The organism is Olsenella sp. An188 (assembly GCF_002160255.1).
GTDB classification, from domain to species: Bacteria; Actinomycetota; Coriobacteriia; order Coriobacteriales; family Atopobiaceae; genus Thermophilibacter; species Thermophilibacter avistercoris.
The window spans coordinates 165,681-189,221 of sequence record NZ_NFKF01000003.1 but is presented as its reverse complement, the minus strand read 5'-3'; the positions used below and the strand labels follow the sequence as shown (position 1 = coordinate 189,221).

Below are 23,541 nucleotides of genomic sequence, written 5' to 3'. Positions count from 1 at the left end.
GGGGCCTCCTCCCTCGTCGTGCTCCCATGGTAGCGCGCCGGCCGGGCACGGCGGCGCGGGCCCGCATGCGGCGCTCAGTCCACCCAGTGCCGCGGGTAGCGATACGTGAGCCCGCACGCGCGCATGACGGCCCCGCTCGCGGGGTTGAGCTCGTCGTGCGTCGCGGTGAGGAAGGCAAGGCCCGCCGCCCGCTCGTCGGAGAGCATGGCGAGAAGCGCCGGCGCGTCGTCCTCCGGGCGCACGAGGCGAAGCACCAGCCTATCTGTCTCAATCCGTCCGTCTTCCACGACGCCCCTGCGCCGGCGCACGCTAGGCGAGCCTCATGTAGAGCAGCGGGTAGGGGCGGCCGTCGTCGTCGACGGGCGTGCGCCGGTAGGCGCTGAAGCCCAGGTGCTCGTAGAAGCCCACCGCCTGCGGGTTCTGCTCGTTGACCGAGACCTCGCGCGCGCCGAGCGCCTCCGTCGCGCGGGACATGAGGACGCGGCCCACTCCCCTGCCCCGCCAGCCTGGGTCGACGAAGAGCATCTCCACGAAGTCGCCGTCCGCGCCGAGAAACCCCACGGGCGTCCCGGCCTCCTCGGCCACGAGGAGGCGCGGCACCCCCTCGAGGGCGTCCGGCACCACCGCGCGCAGGCGCTCGACCTCGCCCGGGAGCAGGAAGTCGTGCGTCGCGCGCACCGAGCGCTCCCAGACGTCGGCAAGCGCGGCGACGAGGGCCGCGGGGCGCTCGGTCGCCTCCCGGGCGACCACGCCGTCGCGCTCGAGGGCGAGAAGGGCTCGCTTGCGCCAGAGTCCGCCCGCGTAGCCGGTGAGCTCGCCGCGCGCGCCGAGCACCCGATGGCAGCCCACGATGACGGAGACGGGGTTGCGGCCCACGGCAGACCCCACGGCCCGCGCGGAGGTGGCGCGCCCGAGGCGCCGCCCGACGCGGGCGGCAAGCTCGCCGTAGGTGACGGTACTCCCGTAGGGCACCTCGCGCAGGGCGTCCCAGACGCAGCCCTGGAAGGGGGTCCCCTCGAGCCTGAGGGCCGGCGGCTCGACGTTCTTCTCGCCCGAGAAGTACGAGCGGAGCCAGGAGCGGGCTGCCTCGAAGACGGGCAGGTCGTCGCGGGGCGTCGCGTCTGGCGAGAGTCCCGCGGCCGCGTGGCGCTGGCCCTCGAACCACAGGCCCGTGAGCGCCTGGCCGTCGCTCGCGAGCAGCATCTCGCCCAGCGGCGAGTCGTAGACGGTCGTGTGGCGCACGGGCATCCCCTCCCTCGGTCGACGGTGTCGACGATACCACCCGGAGGGAGGACGTGCAGGTTCCGGACGGTTTTTGGCCCGGATTCGACCGCAAGCTGCACGTGTGCCGGATACGTGCAGGTTCCGGACGGTTTTTCTCGCCAAAGCGACCGCAAGCTGCACGTATTCCGGGAAGGTGCAGGTTCCGGACGGTTTGGCCGAGAAGAACGACCGCCGCGGCGCGAGGGGCTAATCCAGCCCCACCCGGCGGCGCAGCTCCGCGACCAGCACGTCGTCGCCGATCACCGACACCGCCGCGTCGCCGTCGCGGGGCGCCTCGATGAAGACGCCCTCCATAGAGGCGGCGCAGTTGTGCATCGTCGCCTGCTCGTGCGCGGCGCCGCCGAAGCGCCGCACGCCGCGAACGTGGTCGTACGGGATGATCGTGCGCCCCCAGCCAAAGACAATCTCGAGGCGGTCCTTGTAGAGCTCCACGCGGTTGCGGACCACCACGGGCCACAGCGCGAAGGCACTCACGACGAGCAGCGAGGCCGGCACGAACGGGGTCATCCCCGGCTGGAGCGCCAGCACCGCCGCGGCGACGCACACCAGGCCCGAGACCGCGCCGTACCACGGCGCCACCCGACCGCGGAACACAAGCTCGGGATTGCCCTTGTAGATGCGCATGCGACCACCCTCCTCGCCCAAGAGGATAGCACCCGCCGCCGTGCGGCGCCCCGCGCCCCTACGAGCGCGCGGGCCGGCGCGGGCGCCACCCCTTGAGGCGCATGAGCGCCACGAAGGAGCCCAGCACCACCAGGGAGAGCGCGAGCAGGCACACCGGGAAGAGCCAGAACCCAAACGCCTGGCCGAGCACGCCGAAGAGCGGGGCGAGCAGCAGCGACCCCAGGTACGACGCCGCCATCTGCACGCCGATCACCGCCTGGGAGAGCTCGCGGCCAAACAGGCGGGGCGTGAGGTGGAGCATGTTGGGGTAGAGCGGGCTGTTGCCAAACCCCACGAGGAACAGCCCCACCGGCGCGGCCGACGCCGGAAGCGGCAGGAGCAGGACGAGGACGGCCACGAAGGTGACGATCTGCCCCAGCCCCACGAGCTGCTTGCTCGAGAGCCGGTTGGCGAGCACGCCGGAGAGGAAGCGTCCCGCCGTCACGCCCACGTAGTAGACCGTGACCATGCCCGCGGCTGCGGCGGGATCAAGCCCCCGGTCGTTGACGAGGTAGCTCGTCCCCCAGTTGTTGCAGACGCACTCGATGGCCACCGAGCAGAGAAAGACCAGGCACGCCAGGCGGACGTCGTGGCGGCGCACGAGGGAGAGCGGGCTTACGGCGCGCGTCTCCACGTCCTTCTCGCCCGACTCGTCGGCCTCGTGCCCGACGCGGCCCCAGAGCGGCAGGATGGCCACCGTGAGCACGCAGATGAGCACCTGGCAGAGCGTCGCCCCGAGGTAGCCGTCGCGCCACGTGCCGCCCGAGAGCGCGACGGACATGATGAACGGGCTGACGGTCACCCCCACCCCGTAGGCACAGTGCAGGAAGTTCATGTGTGTGGCGCGGTAGTGCAGCGCCACGTAGTTGTTGAGCGCCGTGTCGATGGCGCCGGCGCCCAGGCCCAGCGGGACGGCGAGCACGCACAGCCACGGGAAGGAGGGCGCCACGGCAAAGCCCGCGAGCGCCACGGCAGTGAGCGCGGTGGACGCGGCGGTGACGCGACCCGTCCCAAAGCGGGAGATCACCGCGGCGGAGGCCAGGCTCGAGACGATGGTCCCGCACGAGACGACCATGGTGACAACGCTCCCCCACGAGACGGGGACGCCGAGGTCGGCGTAGACGGCGGGCCACGCCGCGCCGAAGAGCGAGTCGGGAATGCCCAGGCCGACGAAGGCCACGTAAATGACGACGAGAAGGACGGTGGACATGGTGCCTCCGAGGTGCGTGCGTATGTGTATATGGAAACGTTTCCAACTCCAGGATATGATAGCCGCCCTCCGGCGCCCCGTCCAGGCCGCGACGCCGGGCGCACGCCCTTCTCGCCGGGCGATCCTATGCCGAGAAGAACGAGTCGTCTGCGGCGCGCCACGTCCGCAGGCGCGCCGGGTCGTATGCGGTGTGCGCGCGCTCGGGGACCTCGAACCACTTGACGGTGTGGCCCGCCCCGTGGCTGCAGAAGACGGAGTCGGGCGTGTTGGGGAGGTCGGCCTCGGGGTCGTAGCAGGCGGCGGCGATGACGGCATCCGCGTCGTGGCACTCGCGGTAGCCGGCGAGCTCGAGCGAGAGCCGCCCGCGGCCGCCCGTGTAGCGCGCAACCTCGAGCGCATACTCGCCCACCTCCGAGGCCGGGACTTCGCCCGTGACCCGCGCCTGGTCGCCGGAGGCGTCGGGCGCCTCGAAGCGGGCCGCCATGCGCGTGAGGTCGGTGAGCGCGCGACCCACCCGCTCGGCCGGCACCGTCAGGCGGAAGCGGTACCACGGCTCGAGCAGCACGCAGTCGCCCCGCTCGCGCGCGCACATGAGCGCCTGGCGGACCGCGCGGTAGACGGCCTGGCGGAAGTCCCCTCCCTCGGTGTGCTTGGCGTGCGCGCGCCCCGCGAGCAGGGTGACCCGCACGTCGGTGAGCGGCGCGCCCACGAGCACGCCCAGGTGGTCGCGCTCCATGGCGCACGAGAGGATGAGGCGCTGCCAGTTGCGGTCGAGCTGGTCCTCGGGGCAGCGCGTGCCGAACTCCACCCCGCTGCCGCGCGGCAGCGGCTCCACCAGGAGGCGGACCTCGGCGTAGTGGCGCAGCGGCTCGAAGTGGCCGACGCCCTCCGAGCCCGCGCGCAGGGTCTCCCGGTAGAGGATGCCGCCCGGCCCGAAGCCGACGTCGATGCCGTAGCGGCTGCCCAGCAGCTCGCGCACCACGTCCTGCTGCACCTCTCCCATGAGCTGGACGTGCACCTCCTGGAGCTGCTCGTGCCACGTCACGCCGAGGGTCGGGTCCTCGCCCGCCAGCTCGCGCAGCGCCCGCACGAGCGCCGAGACGTCGGTCCCGGGCGCGGGGACCACCTGGTAGGAGAGCACGGGCGCCAGCGTCGGGCGCTCGGCGGCCGTCTCGGCGCCCAGGGCGCTGCCGGGCACCACGTGCGAGAGCCCCGTCACGGCGCACACCCGCCCGGCACCCACCTCGGGCACCGTCTGGTAGGCCGCCCCATGGTAGACGCGCACCTCGTTGACCTTCTCGCTCCAGGGCACGCCGCGCTCGCTGCCGCTAACCTGCGCCTTCGCGCGCAGGGAGCCGCCGGTCACCTTCACCCACGCGAGTCGCTCGCCGCGGGCGCCGCGAGAGACGCGGTACACGCGCGCGGAGAACTCGTCGGGCCAGCTGCGCTCCGGGACCAGCCCCGCGAGGACGTCGAGCAGCTCCGTCACCCCCTCGCCGCGCAGGGCCGCCCCGAACAGCACGGGAAAGACCGCGCGCCGAGAGAAGAGCCGCAAGATCGTGCCGCGGGAGATCGACCCGCTCTCCAGGTACTCGTCGAGCGCGCGCTCGTCCGTGGCGGCGGCCTCCTCCGTGACGGCAGCGTCCCCGGCAAGCAGAGCCGCCGCGTCCAGGCAGCCGAGCGAGAGCCGCTCGGCGAGCTCGGCGAGAAGCGCCTCTCGGCCGGGGTTCTCCAGGTCGCACTTGCTCACGAAGACGAGCGTGGGGACGTCGTGGCGCTCGAGGAGCTCCCACATGGTCTCGGTGTGGCCCTGCACGCCGTCGTTGGCGCCCACCACCAGGATCGCCGCGTCGAGGGCGGCCACGGTGCGCTCCGCCTCCGCGGAGAAGTCCACGTGGCCGGGCGCGTCCACGAGCGTGAGGCGAGCGCCCTCCCAGTCGAGCTCGGCCTGCGACGAGAAGATCGTGATGCCGCGCTCGCGCTCCATCGCGTCGGTGTCGAGGTGGGTGCTGCCGTCGTCCACGCGCCCCGCGGCGCGGATGGCGCCCGCGGCGGCGAGCATGGCCTCCGCGAGCGTGGTCTTGCCCGCGTCCACGTGGGCGAGAAGCCCAACCACCGCCTGCCTCACCCGATCGACCCCCATCCGCTCTCGTCCTCGCCCCACCGATGGTAGCAAAGGGCGGGGTGACGTCGTCGAGGTCCTTCTCGCCCCGAGGTTCTTCTTGCCCGGGAGCCCCACGCCGGCCCCGCCCGGCGCACAAATTTGGAATTGTGCGGAATGAGGGTGGGGACGACTCCGGTTTTCTAAGCGGAAGTCCCGGCGAGCTGGGGTTTCTCACCGACGCCCCCTCCGCAAGCGCACAAATCCGGAATTGTGCGCCGGGTGGACGGCGGGGCGAGAAGCGCGATCGTCGCGCGCGCCGAGGCCGCACAAATCCGGAATTGTGCGGAAGCCGGAGCACCGCAGAGGCGTTTTCCCGGGCGAGAAGAACCTCCAACTGGGGTTTTGCCATCCAGTGCGTCCCGCCGGTCGCACAAATCCGAAATTGTGCGCCGAGCGAGCGCCCCTTGACGGCGCGTGGGAGGGCGCGCCATACTGGCAACGTCGACCGAGTGGGGAATGGGCCCCGCAGCGCGGGTGGCGCCGCCGTCGGATCGGCAGGAAGACCGGGGATACGTGGGCATTCGCTAGACACTCTCAGCCAGATTCACCAGACGCGCGTGGGACGCGGTCCCGGCGCAGAAAAGAGATGTCTATGCAACTCATGCTCTCCGGCGTCACGTACGCCTACCCCTCGGCAATCGACCCGATACTCAACGACGTAACCGTGACCTTCCCCCGCGGCTGGACCGCGCTTCTCGGCGACAACGGCTGCGGCAAGACCACGCTGGCGCGGCTCGCCTGCGGGCAGCTCAGGCCGGACTCGGGCTCCGTGACGCGCGGGCTCGTCTGCGCCTACGTGGCCCAGGACGCCGACGAGCCGCCAGAGGGGCTCTCGGACTTTGCGCTCGACTACGGCCGCGACGCCCGACGCCTGCGCGAGACCTTTCGCATCGAGGACGACATGCCCTGGCGCTTCCACGAGCTATCCTTCGGCGAGCGCAAGAAGCTGCAGGTGGCGGTGGCCCTCTGGGGCAGCCCGGACGTGCTCGTGGCCGACGAGCCCACCAACCACCTCGACGCCGACGCCCGCGCCGAGCTCGCCCGCGCGCTCGGATCCTTCCGCGGCATCGGCATCCTCGTGAGTCACGACCGCGAGCTCGTGGACCAGCTCGCCGAGCGCTGCGCGTCCTTCGAGCCGGGAGGGGTGGTGGTGCGGCCGGGCGGCTACAGCGCCGCGCACGCCCAGGCGGAACGCGAGCGCGCCGAGGTCGCAGCCGAGCGCCAGAGCGCCCGCCGCGAGCTCGCCCGCCTTTCGGCCGAGAAGGACGCGCGCGCCCACGAGGCGGCGCGCGCCGACGTCCTGCGCAGCAAGGGCCGCGTCGACCCCAAGGACCACGACGCCAAGGGAAAGATCAACCTCGCGCGCTTCACCGGCAAGGACGGCCACGCGGGGAGGCTCTCGGTGCAGATGGACGCGCGCCTGGCCGCCGCGCAGGAGCGCCTCGCCGCGGCCCACGTCCACAAGCGCTACGACGGCGACCTGTGGGTGGACGCCGAGCCGAGCCCGCGCAAGACGGTGCTGCACGTGAGCGCGACGGAGATACCCTGCGGGCCGGACGGGACGCTCAAGATCCCGGAGCTCTGGGTGGGAAATGCCGACCACGTGGGCGTGGTGGGGCCCAACGGTGCGGGCAAGTCGACCCTGCTCGCGCACCTGCGCGCCCTCATGGCAGACGACCTCGCCGTCCTCGACATCCCGCAGGAGCTCGCCCCGGGCGCGCGCGACGAGGCCGTGGGGCGCGTGGCGGCCCTCTCCCCCGCCGAGCGCGGCCGCGTGCTCTCCACGGTGGCGCAGCTCAACTCCGAGCCTGACCGCATCCTCGAGGGCGGACGGACGAGCCCCGGCGAGCTCCGCAAGCTGCTGCTGGCGGAGGGGATCTTGCGCCACCCGGCGCTCATCGTCATGGACGAGCCCACCAACCACCTGGACCTCCACTCCACCGAGGCTCTCGAGCGGGCGCTCGCCGCCTACCCCGGGGCGCTCGTGCTCGTGAGCCACGACCGGAGGTTCCTCGAGGCCTGCACCGCGCGCACCTGGGAGGTCCACGACGGCCGAGTCACCGAGAAATGAGTCAAGAGGGGACTGTCCCCTCTTGACCCGTCACAGCAGCGAGCCGAACCGGCGCACGTAGCGGCCCTTGGCCCAGCTCACGAGCGCGAGGTAGCCGACCACGCAGCCGGCGAGCACCGGGTAGAAAGCCGCCGGCTGCGCCACGAGCCCGAGCGCGTCGGCCACGCCGCCGACGTAGGGAAGCGCGCTGACCACGAGCACGCCCACCACCGTGACCGCCGCGAGCGCGGGGGCGGGGCGGCTCTGCACGTACGGGACGCGCTCGGTGCGCAGCGCGTGCAGCACGAGCGTCTGCGTCCAGAGCGACTCGACGAACCAGCCCGTGTGGAAGACGGCGGCAAAGGCGGCCATGCCCGCCACGTCGCCGGACGCCGCCAGCTCCGCCCAGGGGGCGCCCGTCACCGCGGGCGCGACCACGAAGAACAGCGCCGCAAACGTCAGGAGGTCAAAGACCGAGCTCGTGGGGCCCATCCAGAGCATGAAGCCCACGATGGAGCGCGCGTCCCAGCGCCGCGGGCGGGCGAGAAACTCCTCGTCCATGCGATCCCAGGGGATTGCCGCGCACGAGAGCGTGTAGACGAGCCCGAGCAGGAGCAGCTGCAGCGCCGACATGGGGAGGAAAGGCAGGAACGCGCTCGCCGCCAGCACGGAGAGGACGTTGCCGAAGTTTGAGCTCGCCGTCGCCTTGATGTACTTGATCGTGTTCCCGTACGTGCGACGTCCCTCGCGCACGGCGCGCCCGAGCACCGCGAGGTCCTTGCGCGTGAGGATGACGTCGGCGCTCTCCTTGGCCACGTCGACGGCGGTGTCCACCGAGATCCCCACGTCGGAGGCGCGCATGGCGGCCGCGTCGTTGATGCCGTCGCCCATGAAGCCGACCACGTGCCCGGAGTCCCCGGCGGGCGCCCCCGGCACGCCGGCGCGCAGCGCGCTCACCACGCGCGCCTTCTGCAGTGGAGAGAGCCGGGCAAAGAGCTGCGTCCCCTCCGCGCGGCGGGCGAGCTCGGCGTCGTCGAGCACGTCAACCTCGGGGCCGAGCATCATCTTCTCCACGCGGATGCCGACCTTGCGGCACACGGCGGCCGCGACGCCCTCGGTGTCGCCCGTGAGCACGCGCACCGAGACCCCCGCCGCGGTGAGGCGCCCGACGGCCTCGGCCGCGCTCGCCTTGGGCGGGTCGAGAAAGGCCAGGTAGCCCATCAGCACCATGTCACGCTCGTCGCCCACGCCGAAGGCGCCGACCGGGCGCGGGTCGGTCTTCTGCGCCACGGCGATGGTGCGCAGGCCGCGCGCGCCCAGCTCGGCCGAACGCCTCAGGACCCGGGAGCGCAGCGCGTCGTCGAGCGGCACCACGCGGCCGCCCGCCTCCACGTGCGAGCACGCGGCGAGCACCTCCTCCACGGCACCCTTGGTGACCATCTGCGTCTTCCCCGCCCCGTCCGCGACGACCACGCTCATGCGACGGCGCTCGAAGTCGAAGGGCACCTCGTCGACCTTGTGGTAGCGGGCGTCGACGTCGGCGAGCTCGGGGCACCTCTCGGAGAGCTCCCCCACGCGCTCGACGATGGCCTCGTCGATGAGGTTGGAGAGGCCCGTCTGGAAGTGGCTCACGAGGTAGGCGTGACGCAGCACCCGGTCGTCGGCCTCGCCGTCCACGTTGAGGTGGCGCTCCAGGACCACGCGGTCCTCGGTGAGCGTGCCCGTCTTGTCGCAGCACAGCACGTCCATCGCGCCCAGGTTCTGAATCGAGGGCATGCTCTTGACGATGACCTCGTTGCGCGCCATGACGCGGGCGCCCCGGGCCAGGCACGTGGTCACGATCACGGGCAGCATCTGCGGCGTGATGCCCACGGCCACGGACACCGAGAAGAGCAGCGCGTCGAGCCAGTCCCCCTTGGTGAGCCCGTTGACGAGAAAGACCACGGGGCACATGACCAGCATGAACGCCACGAGCACCCGCGAGACCGAGGCCACGCCCGCATCGAAGCTCGTCCGGGCGGCCCCGCCGCGGCAGGAGACGGCCACGCGCCCCACGTAGGTGTCGTCGCCGGTCGCGACCACGACCGCGCGGGCGGAGCCGGACACCACGGTGGTGCCCGTGAAGACCACGTCGTCGCAGTCCGCGACGGAGAGCGGCCGGCCCTCGGGGACGGCGCAGGGCCGCGGGCACTTCTCGACGCCCTCGCCCTCGCCGGTGAGCGCGGCCTGGTTGACGAAGAGGTCCTTGGCCTCGATCACGCGCGCGTCGGCCGGGACGAGGTCGCCGGCGGCCAGGCGCACGACGTCGCCGACCACGAGCTCGGAGAACGCGACCTCGCGCCCGGGCTCGCCCGCGCGCTCGACGCAGCACGTGCAGGTCACAAGACCGCCCAGGGCCTCCGCCGCGGCCACCCCGCGGTCCTCCTGGACAAAGCCCAGGACGCCCGAGACGACCACCATCACGGCGATCACCACGCAGGTCGACGGGTCCTCCTCGCCCGGCGCGGCGAGAAGGACGTTGGTGTAGAGCGATATCGCGGCGAGCGCCACGAGGATGAGCGTGAACGGGCTCGCGAAGCTCGCCGCGAGGCGCAGGGCCGCGGGGGCGCGACGCGGGGCCGTGGGCTCGTTGGGACCGTCCTGCGCGAGGCGCGCGGCGGCACGGGCGGGGTCGAGCCCGCGCTCGGAGCTGCCGAGTGCGGCGAGCAGCTCCGCGACGGGCGCGGTGGCGGCGTACTCGACGCACGCGCCGAGCTCGCCGGCGCCGGGGCGTCCCTGCGCGCGGTGGTCGGAGCCCGGGCGCACGCCGCGCGCACGGGTTGCGATGGTTGCGAAGTTCTTGAGGTTCAGCATCCTGACACCTCCCAATACCTAAGGTTCCGGCTGGTCGAGGGGGATGCCCGCGAGCGGGCCGCACGGAGTCGCCCGGCGCCTCGGGGCGCCCGGCGGCGTGCGTGCTCGGTTGTCTGGGGTCTTGGGCGGGTGCCCGGCGATGCCTAGGCGACCCTCACGCAAGGTCGATGCGACCCGGCGCCGCAGGCATCGCTACTTCGGTCGTTCATGGTCGCACCTCCTCGTGGTCCGCGCGCGTCGCGCGCCTTGCAGTGCCGTGACTATGGCACAAGGGCCCGGCGGCCGCAAGGCCGCCCACAGCGCGCCCACATCCGAGGGCGGGCGCCGGGCCGCCGGTCCTTCTCGCCAGCGCCTTGTCCCCCCCAGGCGGTTGTCAGTGGTTTTTCTTGCCCTCCCGAAGTATCACCTTGCTGGTGCCATTTCTCTACCTGCGGGTCTTTGAGACGAGGGGCGCTGGCTACTCGGGCTTCTCGCCAAAATCCACTGACAACCGGGAGGAGAGGCCAAGGCACGCCCCAAACGGCCGCGGGGACTCCTCAGCCGCGGCGCCAGATCACGAAGCTGTAGAGCGCGACCACGCCCACGCCCCCGAGGGTGACCACGAGGAGCGCCGCCACCAGCGTTGCCTCGGGAAGCGACGCCGAGAAGAGCGCGAGGGCGACCGTGGCCACGCCCGCGACCACGAAGACCGGGCCCGCAAAGCGGTGCGTGCGCCGCCAGTTGTCCGGGTCGGCCAGCGTCCACGGCAGGCGGATGCCGAAGGTGTAGTTTGGCTCGATCCGCGGGCACGCCACGCCGAGCCCCACAAAGAGCAGACCCATGAACCCAAAGGTGATGAGGCTCACGACCGGGGAGCCCGAGGGGATCGCGCCGAACGCCGTGAGGGGCGTGAGCCAGCCCGCGACTACGATGAACACGACAAAGGCGGCAGAGAATCCCTGGTAGACGCCCTTGAAGCGGTTGAAGGCCTCGCCGCGCGGGTCGAGGCGCGGCACGGCAAAGAGCAGCGCGAGGACAAGGAGCGGCAGCACGGCTCCCATGAAGACCGTCGACCCCTTGGGGCCCCACCCGTCCGCGGCGCCGTCGGCACCCCAGTGCACGGGGACGGTCTCCGGCATCGCGGGGAGCGCCCACAGCAGGTACGCCGCGGCGCTCGCCGCGCACAGGGCGAGAAGCCCCACCCACAGGGCGCGGTCGCGACCATCGAGGTTCAGGCCAGACATCGCAGCCTCCTTCGACGAGCCTCAGCTTCCCCGACGGTATACCCCTTTCCCGCCGCGTTTTCCAGCTCCGTGCAGACCAGACGCTCGGCGACAAGAGCCTGCCGCTCGCGGGGGCGGGCGCTTGCTAGACTGGAGGCGGCAGTCAGACGAGAGGAGCAGTCATGGACGTCGTCATGGAGCGCGACCGCGTGCAGTATCTGGGCGGGGGCGGAAACGTGCTCGCCGAGGTGACCTTCCCCCAGGTGGAGCCCGGCGTCGCGGAGATCAACCACACCTTCGTGGACGAGTCCCTGCGCGGGCGCGGCGTCGCGGGCGAGCTTATGGGCCGTGCCGTGGCAAGCATCGCGGCGAGCGGGCTCGCCGCGCGGCCCACGTGCTCCTATGCCGTGAGCTGGTTCGAGAAGCACCCCGAGCGCGCCGCGCTCATCGCCTAGGGCAGGGTCGCAGGGCGCGCGACAGCCCCACCCTCGCCGCCGCGCGACGGCTCCGCCCCCGCCGCCGCGAGACGGCTCCGCCCCGCCGCACAAATCCGGAATTGTGCGGCGGGGGCGGGGCGTTTGGAGGAAAAACGCCAGTTGAGGTTCTTCTCGCGCCGGTAAGATCCGCCGCGAGCGAGGCGAGGTCCGCACAAATCGGAAATTGTGCGGGCCGAAAGACCGGCTCCGGCTACGCCTGCGGGTAGGAGGCGTCGTCCACGGGCTCGAGCCACTCGTTGGAGCAGCCCTCGCCCGGCGCCTCGAAGGCGATGTGCGAGAACCAGCTGTCTGCGGCGGCGCCGTGCCAGTGCTTCACGCCGGCGGGAATCACCACCACGTCGCCGGGGGTGAGCATCCGCGGCTCCTTGCCCCACTCCTGGTACCAGCCGCGCCCGTCGGTCACGATGAGGATCTGCCCGCCGCCCCTGGTGGCGTGGTGGACGTGCCAGTTGTTGCGGCAGCCCGGCTCGAAGGTCACGTTGGCGAGGCCCACGCCGCACTCGGCGGCGCTCGTGAGCGGGTTGAGGTAGGAGTTGCCGATGAAGTACTGGGCGAAGGCCTCGTTCGGGGCGCCCTTGCCGAACATGGGGGTGAAGTCGTCGCTTTCTGCCATGGCTCTTCTCCTTTGGTCGATGGGTCGCTATGCGCGCGCGGCTGCCGCGCTGTCGATGCACGAGAGGGCGTTCAGGCTGCGAGGGTAGCCGATGTAGGGCAGCATCTGCGAGACCACGCGGTACATGAAATCCTTGGTGCGCCCGAGGTTCATGTTGCCGCCCGCGTGGGCCGCCGCCTGCGGCTCGCAGCCGCCCTGGGCGGCGATGTAGCAGAACGTGACCATCTCGCGGTCAAGGTCGGAGAGGCCGCCGCGCGTGTAGTAGTCGCCGAAGCAGTTCTCGGCGAGCCAGCGGTTGACGTGCGCGCGCTCCGCGGGCCCGCTCTCCCAGCTCTCGCGCATGCCCTCGCCGAAGTAGTCGACCTGCTTCTGGTTGCCGGCCGCGCACCTGGTCTCGAGCGTGGTGGTCGCCTGGGGCTCGAGCGGAAGCTCCACGCCGCGCGCGACGAGAAGCTCGTTGGCGGCATCCAGGAACGGCCGCACGCGGCCGATGCCGAGGTAGGCGCACGCCTGGTAGACGACCTCCTTGAGCTCGACCGGCGTGACGGCCGCGTCGAGCGCCTCGGCGGCCATGAGGCGAAACTCGTCCAGCCCCTGGCAGCCGAGAAGCGCGGCGAGCACCACGAGGTAGCGCTCGCGGGGCGGCAGCTCCGCCGCGGCCTCGCCGGGCACCTCCTCACCCGCGAAGTACGCGAAGCGCTCGGCGAACTCGGGGTCGGTCAGCTCGAGCCCCGCGACGCCCTGATAGTCTGCCATGGTTCCTCTCCTTTCTGTCCGTCGGGAGGCGCCGGGGGCGGCGTCGCCCGCGGGCGCGTCTACTTTGCGTTGGGGTCTGTCGTGCCGGCGAGGGGCTTCTCGCCGGGGCGGCCCAGCGGCCCCACGAGCTCGTGGGCCACGTAGGGCTCCTCGAGGTAGGCCAGCTCCTCGGCCGAGAGCTCCACGTCGAGCGCCGCGACGGCGTCGTCCACGCGCTCGGGGCGCGAGCAGCCCACGATCGGCGCCTCCACCCCGCGCGCCCAGTGCCACGCGAGCGCGACGCGCGACATCGGCACCTCATGCCGCTCGGCGACCTCGGCCACATGCGCCACGATCTTCATGTCGTTGTCGCGCGCGCCGTCGTACTTGTTCACCATGACCTGGTCGGTGCGGCTGCGCACGGAGTCGGAGTCCCAGGTGGGACGGCAGAGGTGGCCGGACGCGAGCGGGCTGTACGGCGTGAGCGCCATGTCGTACTGGCGGCACACGGGAATCATCTCGCGCTCGTCCTCGCGGTAGAGCAGGTTGTAGTGGCACTGCATGGACGTGAACTTGGTCCAACCGTTGCGCTCGGCCGCGACCTGCATGTTGTGGAGCTGGTAGGCATACATCGCGCTCGCGCCAATCGCGCGGACCTTGCCGGCGCGCACGAGGCCGTCGAGGGCCCCCATGGTCTCCTCGACGGGCGTGTCGTAGTCGAAGCGGTGGATGATGTAGAGGTCGAGGTAGTCGGTCTGGAGCCTGCGCAGCGTGCCCTCGATCTCGCGCTCGATGGCGGCGGCCGAGAGGCGTCCCTCGTTGAAGTAGACCTTGCTCGCCAGCACCACCTTGTCGCGCTGAACGCCCAGCCCGCGCAGGGCGGCGCCGATGTACTCCTCGCTCGTTCCGTTTGCGTAGCAGTTGGCCGTGTCGATGAAGTTCACGCCCCGCTCGAGCGCGCGGGCGATGACGGCGCGGGTCTCGCTGGGGTCGATGGTCCACTGGTGGTGGTCCGGCGTGGGGACGCCGAAGCTCATGCCGCCCAGGCAGATGCGGCTGACCTCTATGCCGGAATTGCCGAGTTTCGTGTACTTCATGTCTTCCTCCCTAGTCCGTCTCCGGGATGACCCGGCGTTCGTCCGTCTCGATGAGGGCGTCGAGCCGGCCCTCGAGCGCGCGCAGCGGCTCGAGCGAGCCCTCGACGCGCCCGATGGTGAGCTGGTCGCCGTAGCGCATGGAGTTCCTCTCGTCGTCGAAGAAGATCGCGAGCCAGCCGCCCGCCGGGTTGTAGTTGAGGTCCCCGTCCGTCCAGCCCCGGTGGACGAGCGCGGGGTCGGCGGGAAGCGAGAGGGGCAGCGCGCCGCAGCATCCCACGGTCGAGGCGCACATGCGCAGGGTCAGCGGGAGCCGCTCGGCGAGCGCACGGGCTGCGGGGGTGTCGTTGAGCGTGGCGCGCACGGTGACGTCGCCCAGGCGCACAACGATTCGCCTTCCCACGGCCGCCTCCTCTCGCCGTCTCCACCTCGTACGACTCCAGTGTGGACCCGGGCGCAAGGGAATACAATTGCTTATAATCTATATCCTGATATGCGTTTTGCTTATACGTTTTACGCCGTCTGGGGGAGGCCATGGAGCTCAGGGCCCTTCGCTACTACCTCGTCGTCTGCGAGTGCGGGACCATGTCGCGCGCCGCCGAGGAGCTGCACGTCACGCAGCCGGCGCTCTCGCGCCAGATCGCCGGCCTCGAGCGCGAGCTCGGATGCGAGCTGCTCGAGCGCCGCAGCCGCAGCGTTCGACCAACCGAGAAGGGCCTCTACCTGCGGCGCCGCGCCCAGGAGATCGTGGGGCTGGCCGACCAGACCTCGGCAGACTTCTCGCATGGAGACGACATCGTGGCGGGCGACATCCACATCGGCGCCGGCGAGAGCGCGAGCATGCGCCTCATCGCCCGGCACGTGCGCGCCTTCCGCCAGCGCTACCCCGACGTCCGCTTCCACCTGCACAGCGCGGTGGCGACCGACCTCGTCGAGCGGCTCGAGCACGGGCTCGACGACCTCGCGGTGCTCATGTCCTACCCCGAGGACGAGCGCTGCTCCCACCTGAGGCTGCCGCTCAGCGACGCCTGGGGCCTCGTCGTGCGCGAGGACGACCCGCTCGCCGAGCGCGAGGTCATCTCGCCCGCCGACCTCGCCGAGGGCCCGCTCATCATGCCGGAGCGCTCGTGGACGAGAGAGCGCCTCGCGGGGCCGCTCGCCACCTGGTTCGGCGAAGACGGGGAGGGCGTCGAGGTCGCGGCGACCTACAACCTCTCCTTCAACGCCGCGCTGCTCGTGCAGGAGGGCGTGGGCCGCATGCTCACCCTCGAGGGGCTCACGCCGACGGGCCCGGGCAGCGGCCTCGCCTTCCGCCTGCTCTACCCGCCCGCGGTCTCGATCATCGACGTGGTGTGGAAGCGCACCGCGACGCCCTCGCGCGCGGTGCGCCTGTTCCTGGAGAGCCTCCGGGAGGCGTGACGGCCCGACCGGTGGCCGGTGGCCGGGGCGCACAATTCCGGAATTGTGCGCAGGCCGAAGGCCCCCGCGGGGCAGAGTGCCAGCAGGTGGTTCTTCTCGCCCGGGAAAGCGGCCTCGTTGCGCCCTCTCGGCCGCACAATTTTAAAATTGTGCGGAAAACGCCCCGCACAACCCCACTTCTCTAAGCGCGAGAAGAACCTCAACTGGCGCTTTGCTCCGGGGGAGCCGCCCATCCCCGCACAATTCCGAATTTGTGCACCGCGACGCCCGCCGGCCCCGCTAGAGCGACGCCCCCAGCTCAAACGCCTCGCGCAGGTGCGCCGAGGCGCGCGTCATGCCCGGCGTGCCGCAGCCGTAGCCGAGCACCTGCCCGCGGTCGCGCATGTTGAGATAGCGGCAGAGCGTCTCGTAGTGCGCGACGAGCGCGTCGAAGGCCCACTCGTCGGCGTTCCACGCAACGGCGAGAAGAACCGCGTCGAGCCGGCGCGCCGAGATGGCGGAGTTTGCCGAGCAGAACCGGTCGATCACGCACTTGAGCTGCGCGGTCATGCCGTAGTAGTAGAGCGGCGTGGCCAGCGCGAGCAGGTCGGCGGCCGCGATCTTGTCCAGCAGCGGGCCCATGCCGTCGCGCTGCACGCACGGCCGCGCGCCGTAGCCGCAGGCCACGCAGCCCCTACACGGGGCCACGTCGAGCGCGCACACGTCCACGCGCTCCACCTCGTGGCCCGCCTGCCGCGCCCCGCGCGCGAACTCCTCTGCCATGATGGCCGTGGACCCGTCCCGGTTGGGACTTCCCTGCAAGATGATGACGTTCACGTTGTCCCCTCTCTCTGCGGGTGGCGCACACGCGTCATGCGCCGCCTACTCCACCAGCGCGAGCTCGATGGTGCCACTGAGCCCGGCGATCCCGTCCTCGCCGGCAACGGCCTGGCCGAGCTCGTAGAGCGCTCCGTTGGGCGAGAAGGGCCCGTAGAACATCACGACGTCGCCCCACGGCTCGTAGTAGGCCAGCGTCCCCGCCTCGCCGGACTCGGCGAGCGGCGCGCCCGCCACGTCAAGCCTCGCTGGCGGGTAGAAGACCTTCTCGTTGTCCGAGAAGTCGTCAACCTCCAGCGTGAGCGGCAGCTGGGCGAGAAGCGCGCTCGCCGCCGGGCTGTCGTTGAGCTCGTAGGTGACCACCGCGTCCCCGCAGGCCACGGTCATGAGCAGCTCGCCCACCGTGCCCACCTCCTCGTCACTCTCGTCCGTCACGTCCGCGGGGGCGTCCGCCGACGCCACCGCGCGACCCCGCGCCGCCGGCACCGCGTCCTTCTCGCCCGCCGAGCAGCCGCCCAGGAGCAGGGCGCCCGCAACGGCAAGGAACGCCCTTCGGCCCATCATGCTCGCGCCGCCCTCGCAAAGTCCGCGCACGGCCCGATGACCTCGCCGGTGCGCAGGTAGCTATAGGTGGGGAACTCAAAGAGGACCGGCCTGACGCGCGCGTAGTCGATCTTGCCCGCCTCGGTGAGGTCGGCCTCGTCCACGTAGGTGCCGTCGATCGTGCAGACAAAGGTCTCGAAGCCCGGCGTCTCGTAGACGTCCGCCACCGTGCACGCCACCGAGACCGGCGCCTCGCCGATGAGCGGCGCGCCGTTCTCCGCCGCCTCCCACGCAAAGAGGTCCGCCTTGCTCTGCTTGGCACCGGAGACGGCGCCTGCCACCGCCACCTGCGGCAGCATGGGCTCGCTCGCCAGGTTCACCGAGAGGCGCCCGGCCTTCTTGATGCAGTCGTTGATGAAGTGCGCCGACGCCAGGCTCACCGTCACGCGGTCGTGGCCGATGATGCCCACGTGCGCCACCAGCGTCCAGGTGGGCTCGTCACCGTTCATGGCGCCGACCACGGTGACCGGCATGGGGTAGAGCGCAAGCGCGCTGCCGATGTTCCTTCGCATGATGGAATCCCTTCTCCGCGGGGCGAACGGGCCCACGCGCCTGCCACAAAACGTGCCCGATTGGGCGTCTGGCCCCTCTCGCGTCGTCGAGAGGCCCCCTCCTGACCGAAACCACCTCCGATTGGGCGGCATCTTTGATGCGGCGAGAAGATCTTTGCGCCCCAGACACGTTCTTCTCGCCCGTCCTGCCACGCCTGGGGTGCGATTGGGTGGCATTCTTGATGACGCATATCAAGGTTGCCACCCAATCGCAGGGGTTTTGTGCGGGGCCACACCCTGGGGACGGAGAACCTCGACCGCGTGGGCCACCCAATCGCAAGGGTTTTCCGCGGATGGCCGCGCGAGCGGCGATAAGAAACGCCAGGTCCCGCGGGACAAGCGCTACAGGCTGGCGCGGAAGACCTCGATGACCTCGTCGCGCGTCAGGGCATGGTAGCCGCCCTGCATGATGAGCGTGGAGTCGGCCAGGCCCTCGAGCATGGACTCGTCGGCGCCGAGCTCGGAGATGCTCATCACGCAGCCGATCTCGCGCATCCACGCCTCCATCGCGTCGAGGCCCGCCGCCGCGAGCTCCTCGGCGCCCTTGCCCGCCGCGTCGACGCCCCACACGTTCGTGGCGAAGCGCGCGAACCTCTCCACGCCGTACGGCATGACGAGGCGGTAGTACGGCAGCGCCACGGCCGAGAGCGTCATGCCGTGCGTGGCGTCGGTGTGGGCACCCACGGCCTGGCCGAGCATGTGGACCTCCCAGTCGGTGGACTTCCCGCAGGCAACGAGCGTGTTGAGCGCCCAGGTGGCGCACCACATGATGTTGGAGCGGGCCTCGTAGTCGCGCGGGTCGCGCACGGCTGCGCGGCTCGCGGCCACGAGGCTGCGCATGAGGCCCTCGGAGAGGTAGTCGGAGGTGTTGTCGTCGGTGCCCGAGAAGTACTGCTCGGTGATGTGGTTCATGATGTCGAAGATGCCCGCGACCATCTGGTAGCGCGGCAGCGTGTAGGTGAACTCGGGATTGAGCACCGCAAAGCGCGGGAACACGCGCGCGTCCGCGAAGACGTGGCCGACCTTCATCTTGGCCTCGTGGTTGGTGATGACCGAGCCGCAGTTCATCTCCGAGCCGGTGCCCACCATCGTGAGCACGCTGCCCACGGGGATCACCTCGAGGTCCGCGGAGGGCTCGTCAAAGTCCACCCAGTACTTCTGCCAGGGGTCCACGCCCTCCGGGAGGTTGGCGGAGACGGCCACGGCCTTGGCGTAGTCGATGCACGAGCCGCCGCCCACGGCGAGGATGAGGTCGACGTCGTTCTCGCGCGCGATGCGGGCGCCCTCGCAGAGCTTCTCGACGGTGGGGTTGGGCATGACGCCCGCGTCCTCGACGACGGTCTTGCCCGCCGCGGCGAGCGCCTCCGTCACGGCCTCGTAGATGCCGTTTCTCTTGATGGAGCCGCCGCCGTAGACGAGCTGCACCACCGGTCCGTACGCCGCGAGCTCGCCCGCGAGCGAGGCCATGGCGTCGGCGCCAAAGATGAGCTTGGTGGGGTTGTGGTACGTGAAGTTGCCGAGCATGTCCGTTCCTCTCGCCGTGCCCTTGTGGGAAGGGGCCTTCCCCCTCCCGTCTGCTCTATAGGTTACGTGACGTCACGTAACTTGTAAAGGGTTAATTGACGCGGATTTGCTAATTGATACCCCGGCTGCGCTATACTTCACGTGTCGAGAAGCACGGAGGGTCCCATGGCCGAGTTCATACGGGCGCGCAGCGCCGAGCAGAAGGAGCAGCGCCTCGATCAGATCAAGGACGCGGTGCGGCGCCAGTTTGCCACGCGCCCCTACCACGAGATCACGCTCACCACCATCGCCGACGAGCTGGGATGGTCGCGCGCCAACCTCTACAAGTACGTGTGCACCAAGGAGGAGGTCTTCCTGCTGCTCACGGCAGACGAGCTCGACGCCTACTTCGACGCGCTCCTCGCCGCGCTGCCCGAGGGCTGCGGGCTCGCGCCCGACGTCATCGCCGAGGTGTGGGCGGGGATCGCCAACGCGCACCAGGAGTACTTCCGCCTCGGCGACCTGCTCTCCACGATCATCGAGACCAACGTGAGCGTGGAGCGCCTCGCGGACTTCAAGGGCGCCTACTACGACCGCGTGGCCGACATGCGCGAGCGCCTGCCGCAGATCCTCGACATGGCCCCCGAGCGCGTGGAGCCGCTTCTGCTGGCCATCTACTACCACGCCGTGGGGTTCGTGAGCGCCTGCTGGAAGAACCCGCTCGTCGCCGAGGCGCTCGAGGCGATCGGCCACGAGCGTCCGCAGCTGGACTTCCGCGCCGAGATGCGCGACTTCATCGGGATGTGCCTCTCCCACTACGCCCGCTAGGGGCGCGGCGGAGGAAAAGCGCGGGGCGAGAAGGGCCGCGCGGGCAACCCCCACGCCCCTAGCAGCCGAAGAGCTCCGCCGCGGCCGCCATGCGCTCGGCCACGCGCACGCCGAACGGGCAGCGTCCCTCGCACGCGCGGCACGCGACGCACGCCTCGGCCGTGGCGCCGAGCGCGCGGTAGTGCTCGCGCAGCGAGTCGGGCACCTCGTCGTAGGCGCTCGCCAGGTCGAAGAACTTGTTCACGGAGGCGATGTCGATCCCGCGCGGGCACGGCGCGCAGTGGCCGCAGTAGGTGCAGCTGCCCAGGTAGGCGTGGCGAGGCGCCCCGGCGAGGACGCTCGCGTAGTCCTTCTCGGCCTCCGAGGCGCCCTCGTAGGACACGGCCTCGGCAACGTGCGCCGGCTCGCCGAACCCCACCATCACGCTTGCCACCGCCGGGCGCGTGAGCGCGTAGTGGAGGCACTGAACCGGCGTGAGCGCCACGCCAAACGGCGACTGCGCCGCGTCGAAGAGCCGGCCTCCCATGTAGCCCTTCATGACCGTGATGCCCGTGCCCGTCTCCTCTGCCAGCGCGTAGAGCTCGGCGCGCTCCGGGGTCATGCCGTCCATGGCGGCGGACTCGCCACGCTCGTCGAAGTAGGCGTCGAGGTCGTCGGTCGCGGGCATCATGTCAAAGGCCGGGTTCACGGAGAAGAGGATCATCTCCACCTCGGGGTCCAGCACGGCCAGGCGCGCGACCTCGGGGTTGTGCGTGGAGAGGCCAACGTGGCGGACGGTGCCGGAGGCGCGCAGCTCGCGCACGTAGTCGATGAAGGGACCGGACATGACGGCCTCGAAGTCGTCGACGCGGTCCACGTAGTGGATCATGCCGAGGTCCATGTAGTCGGTGTGGAAGCGCGCGAGAAGGTCCTCGAAGGCGGGCTTCACCGCGGAGAGCTCGCGCGTGCGCACGTACTGCTCGCCCTGCCACGTGGAGCCGAGGTGCCCCTGGATGACCCAGCGCCCGCGCAGGCCCAGGTCGCGCAGGGCGTCACCGAGGTTGGAGCGGCGCGTGGGGTCGGGCATCCAGCAGTCCAGGACGTTGATGCCCGCGGCGTCGGCGGCCTCCACCACCGCGCGCGTGGCCTCCGGCGTGCCGTCCATCCACTCGCCGCCAAAGCCGATCTCGCTCACCTTGAGGCCCGTGCGGCCCAGCTCCCGATAGCGCATGCCAGCTCCCCTCTCGCTCGTGGCTCCATGGTAGCGCAGCAGAGGCGGCGCAGGTCCGAGGCGGCGCTCACGCGTCCAGCGAGAAGAGCGCAGCGGACGAGCCAGCCTCACGCCACGCGGCAAGCGCCTCGAAGCGCTCCCGCGTCGAGGCCGCAAGCGGCTCCGGCAGCGCGTCCGGGGCAAACCAGCCCACCTCGAGGCTCTCGTCATCGGCCACGCGCGGCTTCGCGCAGGCGCACGATGAACTCAGGCGTTGCCATGCCCGCCCCCTAGCGGCGGTCGCGGCGGTCCGGGAACTCGATGTGGATCCTTCCGCCGCGGACAAGGAACCAGATGACCACGATCACAAAGATCGCCGGAAGAATGGACAGCGCGCCGGCAACGATGTTGACCAAAAACGAGATCACGAGCGAGACGACAAACGCGACGAGCAGCAACGCGAGGAGCGCACCAACGACCTGCATCAGACCTCCCGGGAACGACTTTCCCCGATTGTACCCCGCCGACGCGACGCGCCGCCCGCCCCGTCCCGGCGAGCCGATCAGAGCGTCACGCGGCTGCCCACGTGCAGGTAGCTCACGCGCCCGCCCAGCTCGTCGCGCAGGAGCGCGAAGGCGTCGGTGCCGGTGCAGTGGCACGTGAGGTAGCGAGCGCGCCGCGCGGCGAGCTCGCGGGCGAGCGAGCGCGTGAGCCCCTCGTCCTCCACGGTCCCGCCGCTCGGATCCATGAGGTGAAAGCCGGCCACGACGGACGTGAGCGGCGCGCCGGCAAGCTCCTCGGCGACGTCCATGAGGTTGAGGACGCCGCCGTGCGAGCAGCCGGAGACCAGCGTGAGGCGATCGCCCTCGCGCACGATCAGGCTTTGCTCGTGGAGAAAGCGGTCGGGCACGAGCGCCCCGTCTCGGCGCTCCATCAGGCGTCCGTTGGAGCGAGCCGTGGGGTGGGCGCGCCGCGCGGTCGAGAAGAGCGCGAGCCCGCCTCCCAGGTCGCACCTCTCGCCCGTCGGGCGCACGCGCGGGTCGGTCGCCAGCGCCGGGTCCAGCCCGATTGCGTGGTGGCGCTCCGGGGTGCCGGAGACGTGCTCCTCGAAGGCGTGCTCCCGCACGTAGACGGGCACGTCGCGGCCCGCATCCCCGCACGCGGCGAGAAACGCGCCGAGCCCGCCCCCGTGGTCGTAGTGACCGTGGGAGACCACCGCCAGGTCCGCCTCCGTCACGTCCACGCCGAGCGACCGCGCGTTGGCAAGAAAGCCGTCGTTGGGGCCCATGTCAAAGAGGACGCGGCGACCGTCGTCGAGCTCCAGCCACAGGCTGAGTCCGTGACGCGCCGCCAGCCGACTCGAGGGCGTGCTGTTCTCCATCAGTACCGTGACGCGCATGGCAACCCCCCTGCAATCGCGGACCGTGCGGCGCAGGCCCCTTTAGGCTAGTTTTCGCCAACGCTCGCCGAACGCACGCCCTTCTCGCCGAGCGAAGGGTATAACGCAGGTAGACGGCAGTCTCTGACGAAGGAGGCAACCATGTTCTTCAAGAATATCCTGGTTCCCTACGACGAGTCTGACCACGCCAAGAGCGCCGTGCACATCGCGCTCGGGCTGGCGGGCCCCTACCCCGAGGCCAAGGTGCACGTGGTGACCGTCATCCCCTCCGCCGCGCTGCCCAACCCCACGCTCATGGGCGAGGGCTTCGACGTCCCCTATGCGCTCGGCGACCCCGACAGCTACGAGCGCATCATGAACTCCGTGGTGCAGCGAGCAAGCGCGGACGTGCAGGACGTGGTCGACCAGTCGCGCGACGACGCACGCTGCAAGATCGTGGCCGACGCCGTCATCGCCGGCTCCCCGGTGGAGGGCATCGCCGACTACGTCACCAGCCACGACATCGACCTCGTGGTCATGGGGCGGCGCGGACTCGGCGCGCTGCGCGGCATGCTCGGCAGCGTGAGCTTTGGCGTGCTCCGCTCCGTCGACGTCCCGGTGCTCACGGTCAAGTAGCGGCCCGGTCAGGCCCCACCTGCGGGGGCGTCGGCGCGCGCCGGCGCCCCCTTGGCATGCCAGCCCAGCCCCGAACTCCGACTTTTGCTCGAGCAAAACTCGGAGTTTGTTGATTCAGACTTACATATATGCAGGTAGTTGCTGTGTGAGGTTCTTCTCGCCAGGCGAGAAGAACCTCTTGCTCGTACATAAGTCAGAGCTTGTGGGGCCCCGCCACGCCCCGCTCAAAAAAGTCCCGATTCTTCCTTGCGCT

Annotated in this window: 24 protein-coding genes; 5 read left to right on the top strand and 19 right to left on the bottom strand. The window is 70.9% G+C overall.

Features of this window, described 5'->3' with window-relative positions; translation table 11 throughout:
* Window positions 1-74: 74 nt before the first annotated feature.
* The 5 genes from B5F23_RS09845 to B5F23_RS04940 all read right to left on the bottom strand — a co-directional run bounded on the left by B5F23_RS09845 (window position 75) and on the right by B5F23_RS04940 (window position 5,300).
* Window positions 75-287 (bottom strand): hypothetical protein, encoded by a 213-nt coding sequence (locus B5F23_RS09845; protein ID WP_206392267.1) that lies wholly within the window; start codon window positions 285-287, stop codon window positions 75-77.
* Between the two features lie 22 nt (window positions 288-309).
* Window positions 310-1,242 (bottom strand): GNAT family N-acetyltransferase, encoded by a 933-nt coding sequence (locus B5F23_RS04955; protein ID WP_241145801.1) that lies wholly within the window; start codon window positions 1,240-1,242, stop codon window positions 310-312.
* Between the two features lie 228 nt (window positions 1,243-1,470).
* Window positions 1,471-1,908 (bottom strand): hypothetical protein, encoded by a 438-nt coding sequence (locus B5F23_RS04950; protein ID WP_087352372.1) that lies wholly within the window; start codon window positions 1,906-1,908, stop codon window positions 1,471-1,473.
* 58 nt (window positions 1,909-1,966) lie between these two features.
* Window positions 1,967-3,157: an MFS transporter gene (locus B5F23_RS04945; RefSeq protein ID WP_087352370.1), complete on the bottom strand. Its 1,191-nt coding sequence runs from the start codon at window positions 3,155-3,157 to the stop codon at window positions 1,967-1,969.
* Window positions 3,158-3,281: 124 nt separating this feature from the next.
* The gene (locus B5F23_RS04940; RefSeq protein ID WP_087352368.1) at window positions 3,282-5,300 is read right to left on the bottom strand and encodes an elongation factor G; all 2,019 of its coding nucleotides are present in this window, start codon (window positions 5,298-5,300) and stop codon (window positions 3,282-3,284) included.
* 613 nt (window positions 5,301-5,913) lie between these two features.
* On the opposite strand from B5F23_RS04940, the gene B5F23_RS04935 reads away from it, so the two are divergent.
* On the top strand, window positions 5,914-7,392 hold the full coding sequence (locus tag B5F23_RS04935) for an ATP-binding cassette domain-containing protein (RefSeq protein ID WP_087352366.1): 1,479 nt from the start codon (window positions 5,914-5,916) through the stop codon (window positions 7,390-7,392).
* A 30-nt stretch (window positions 7,393-7,422) separates the two neighbouring features.
* Here B5F23_RS04935 and mgtA read toward each other — a convergent pair whose 3' ends face one another.
* On the bottom strand, window positions 7,423-10,224 hold the full coding sequence (gene mgtA / locus B5F23_RS04930) for a magnesium-translocating P-type ATPase (protein WP_087352364.1): 2,802 nt from the start codon (window positions 10,222-10,224) through the stop codon (window positions 7,423-7,425).
* 536 nt (window positions 10,225-10,760) lie between these two features.
* The gene (locus B5F23_RS04925) at window positions 10,761-11,447 is read right to left on the bottom strand and encodes an SdpI family protein (RefSeq protein WP_087352362.1); all 687 of its coding nucleotides are present in this window, start codon (window positions 11,445-11,447) and stop codon (window positions 10,761-10,763) included.
* Between the two features lie 161 nt (window positions 11,448-11,608).
* Between B5F23_RS04925 and B5F23_RS04920 the strand changes: the two genes are divergently transcribed.
* Window positions 11,609-11,881, top strand: coding sequence for a GNAT family N-acetyltransferase (locus B5F23_RS04920; RefSeq protein ID WP_087352360.1), 273 nt, complete (start codon window positions 11,609-11,611; stop codon window positions 11,879-11,881).
* A 232-nt stretch (window positions 11,882-12,113) separates the two neighbouring features.
* Here the strand turns inward: B5F23_RS04920 and B5F23_RS04915 are convergent, their stop codons facing one another.
* The 4 genes from B5F23_RS04915 to B5F23_RS04900 are packed head-to-tail and all read right to left on the bottom strand — an operon-like array spanning window position 12,114 to window position 14,768.
* Window positions 12,114-12,536 (bottom strand): cupin domain-containing protein, encoded by a 423-nt coding sequence (locus tag B5F23_RS04915; RefSeq protein WP_087352358.1) that lies wholly within the window; start codon window positions 12,534-12,536, stop codon window positions 12,114-12,116.
* A 27-nt stretch (window positions 12,537-12,563) separates the two neighbouring features.
* Window positions 12,564-13,292 carry a carboxymuconolactone decarboxylase family protein gene (locus tag B5F23_RS04910; protein ID WP_087352356.1) on the bottom strand — a complete coding sequence of 243 codons (729 nt, stop codon included), beginning with the start codon at window positions 13,290-13,292 and terminating at the stop codon, window positions 12,564-12,566.
* Between the two features lie 59 nt (window positions 13,293-13,351).
* Window positions 13,352-14,368, bottom strand: a complete 1,017-nt coding sequence (locus B5F23_RS04905) for an aldo/keto reductase (protein WP_087352354.1) — start codon at window positions 14,366-14,368, stop codon at window positions 13,352-13,354.
* A 10-nt stretch (window positions 14,369-14,378) separates the two neighbouring features.
* Window positions 14,379-14,768, bottom strand: a complete 390-nt coding sequence (locus B5F23_RS04900) for a cyclophilin-like fold protein (RefSeq protein ID WP_158096123.1) — start codon at window positions 14,766-14,768, stop codon at window positions 14,379-14,381.
* Window positions 14,769-14,899: 131 nt separating this feature from the next.
* On the opposite strand from B5F23_RS04900, the gene B5F23_RS04895 reads away from it, so the two are divergent.
* The gene (locus B5F23_RS04895; protein ID WP_087352350.1) at window positions 14,900-15,784 is read left to right on the top strand and encodes a LysR family transcriptional regulator; all 885 of its coding nucleotides are present in this window, start codon (window positions 14,900-14,902) and stop codon (window positions 15,782-15,784) included.
* A gap of 279 nt (window positions 15,785-16,063) precedes the next feature.
* On the opposite strand, the gene B5F23_RS04890 is transcribed toward B5F23_RS04895, so the two are convergent.
* From B5F23_RS04890 to B5F23_RS04875, 4 genes are all read right to left on the bottom strand, one after another.
* On the bottom strand, window positions 16,064-16,600 hold the full coding sequence (locus B5F23_RS04890) for a flavodoxin family protein (protein WP_087352348.1): 537 nt from the start codon (window positions 16,598-16,600) through the stop codon (window positions 16,064-16,066).
* A 45-nt stretch (window positions 16,601-16,645) separates the two neighbouring features.
* Complete coding sequence (locus B5F23_RS04885) at window positions 16,646-17,164, bottom strand: cyclophilin-like fold protein (protein ID WP_206392265.1); 519 nt, start codon at window positions 17,162-17,164, stop codon at window positions 16,646-16,648.
* Window positions 17,161-17,715: a flavin reductase family protein gene (locus B5F23_RS04880; protein WP_087352346.1), complete on the bottom strand. Its 555-nt coding sequence runs from the start codon at window positions 17,713-17,715 to the stop codon at window positions 17,161-17,163. Before B5F23_RS04880 ends, B5F23_RS04885 begins: the two co-directional genes overlap by 4 nt.
* Before the next feature lie 381 nt (window positions 17,716-18,096).
* Entirely contained in the window at window positions 18,097-19,278 is a 1,182-nt protein-coding gene (locus B5F23_RS04875) for an iron-containing alcohol dehydrogenase (RefSeq protein WP_087352344.1), read from the bottom strand.
* Between the two features lie 165 nt (window positions 19,279-19,443).
* Here B5F23_RS04875 and B5F23_RS04870 point away from each other — a divergent pair, with 165 nt between their 5' ends.
* Window positions 19,444-20,085, top strand: a complete 642-nt coding sequence (locus tag B5F23_RS04870) for a TetR family transcriptional regulator (RefSeq protein WP_087352342.1) — start codon at window positions 19,444-19,446, stop codon at window positions 20,083-20,085.
* A 58-nt stretch (window positions 20,086-20,143) separates the two neighbouring features.
* Here B5F23_RS04870 and B5F23_RS04865 read toward each other — a convergent pair whose 3' ends face one another.
* The 4 genes from B5F23_RS04865 to B5F23_RS04850 form a co-directional block, all read right to left on the bottom strand.
* Complete coding sequence (locus tag B5F23_RS04865) at window positions 20,144-21,295, bottom strand: aldo/keto reductase (RefSeq protein WP_087352340.1); 1,152 nt, start codon at window positions 21,293-21,295, stop codon at window positions 20,144-20,146.
* Between the two features lie 67 nt (window positions 21,296-21,362).
* Entirely contained in the window at window positions 21,363-21,512 is a 150-nt protein-coding gene (locus B5F23_RS04860; protein ID WP_206392262.1) for a hypothetical protein, read from the bottom strand.
* Between the two features lie 52 nt (window positions 21,513-21,564).
* Window positions 21,565-21,759, bottom strand: a complete 195-nt coding sequence (locus B5F23_RS04855; RefSeq protein WP_087352338.1) for a hypothetical protein — start codon at window positions 21,757-21,759, stop codon at window positions 21,565-21,567.
* A gap of 77 nt (window positions 21,760-21,836) precedes the next feature.
* Window positions 21,837-22,673, bottom strand: a complete 837-nt coding sequence (locus B5F23_RS04850; protein ID WP_087352336.1) for an MBL fold metallo-hydrolase — start codon at window positions 22,671-22,673, stop codon at window positions 21,837-21,839.
* A gap of 141 nt (window positions 22,674-22,814) precedes the next feature.
* Between B5F23_RS04850 and B5F23_RS04845 the strand changes: the two genes are divergently transcribed.
* Window positions 22,815-23,288: a universal stress protein gene (locus B5F23_RS04845; protein ID WP_087352334.1), complete on the top strand. Its 474-nt coding sequence runs from the start codon at window positions 22,815-22,817 to the stop codon at window positions 23,286-23,288.
* Window positions 23,289-23,541 lie beyond the last annotated feature (253 nt).

Coding starts and splice junctions, on each gene's coding strand:
- B5F23_RS04940 (WP_087352368.1), bottom strand. CDS start 5,300: ATGGGGGTCGATCGGGTGAGGCAGGCGGTGGTTGGGCTTCTCGCCCAC.
- B5F23_RS04910 (WP_087352356.1), bottom strand. CDS start 13,292: ATGGCAGACTATCAGGGCGTCGCGGGGCTCGAGCTGACCGACCCCGAG.
- B5F23_RS04845 (WP_087352334.1), top strand. CDS start 22,815: ATGTTCTTCAAGAATATCCTGGTTCCCTACGACGAGTCTGACCACGCC.
- mgtA (WP_087352364.1), bottom strand. CDS start 10,224: ATGCTGAACCTCAAGAACTTCGCAACCATCGCAACCCGTGCGCGCGGC.
- B5F23_RS04925 (WP_087352362.1), bottom strand. CDS start 11,447: ATGTCTGGCCTGAACCTCGATGGTCGCGACCGCGCCCTGTGGGTGGGG.
- B5F23_RS04950 (WP_087352372.1), bottom strand. CDS start 1,908: ATGCGCATCTACAAGGGCAATCCCGAGCTTGTGTTCCGCGGTCGGGTG.
- B5F23_RS04855 (WP_087352338.1), bottom strand. CDS start 21,759: ATGCAGGTCGTTGGTGCGCTCCTCGCGTTGCTGCTCGTCGCGTTTGTC.
- B5F23_RS04920 (WP_087352360.1), top strand. CDS start 11,609: ATGGACGTCGTCATGGAGCGCGACCGCGTGCAGTATCTGGGCGGGGGC.
- B5F23_RS04915 (WP_087352358.1), bottom strand. CDS start 12,536: ATGGCAGAAAGCGACGACTTCACCCCCATGTTCGGCAAGGGCGCCCCG.
- B5F23_RS04895 (WP_087352350.1), top strand. CDS start 14,900: ATGGAGCTCAGGGCCCTTCGCTACTACCTCGTCGTCTGCGAGTGCGGG.
- B5F23_RS04905 (WP_087352354.1), bottom strand. CDS start 14,368: ATGAAGTACACGAAACTCGGCAATTCCGGCATAGAGGTCAGCCGCATC.
- B5F23_RS04880 (WP_087352346.1), bottom strand. CDS start 17,715: ATGCGAAGGAACATCGGCAGCGCGCTTGCGCTCTACCCCATGCCGGTC.
- B5F23_RS04875 (WP_087352344.1), bottom strand. CDS start 19,278: ATGCTCGGCAACTTCACGTACCACAACCCCACCAAGCTCATCTTTGGC.
- B5F23_RS04870 (WP_087352342.1), top strand. CDS start 19,444: ATGGCCGAGTTCATACGGGCGCGCAGCGCCGAGCAGAAGGAGCAGCGC.
- B5F23_RS04945 (WP_087352370.1), bottom strand. CDS start 3,157: ATGTCCACCGTCCTTCTCGTCGTCATTTACGTGGCCTTCGTCGGCCTG.
- B5F23_RS04850 (WP_087352336.1), bottom strand. CDS start 22,673: ATGCGCGTCACGGTACTGATGGAGAACAGCACGCCCTCGAGTCGGCTG.
- B5F23_RS04865 (WP_087352340.1), bottom strand. CDS start 21,295: ATGCGCTATCGGGAGCTGGGCCGCACGGGCCTCAAGGTGAGCGAGATC.
- B5F23_RS04885 (WP_206392265.1), bottom strand. CDS start 17,164: ATGATGGGCCGAAGGGCGTTCCTTGCCGTTGCGGGCGCCCTGCTCCTG.
- B5F23_RS04935 (WP_087352366.1), top strand. CDS start 5,914: ATGCAACTCATGCTCTCCGGCGTCACGTACGCCTACCCCTCGGCAATC.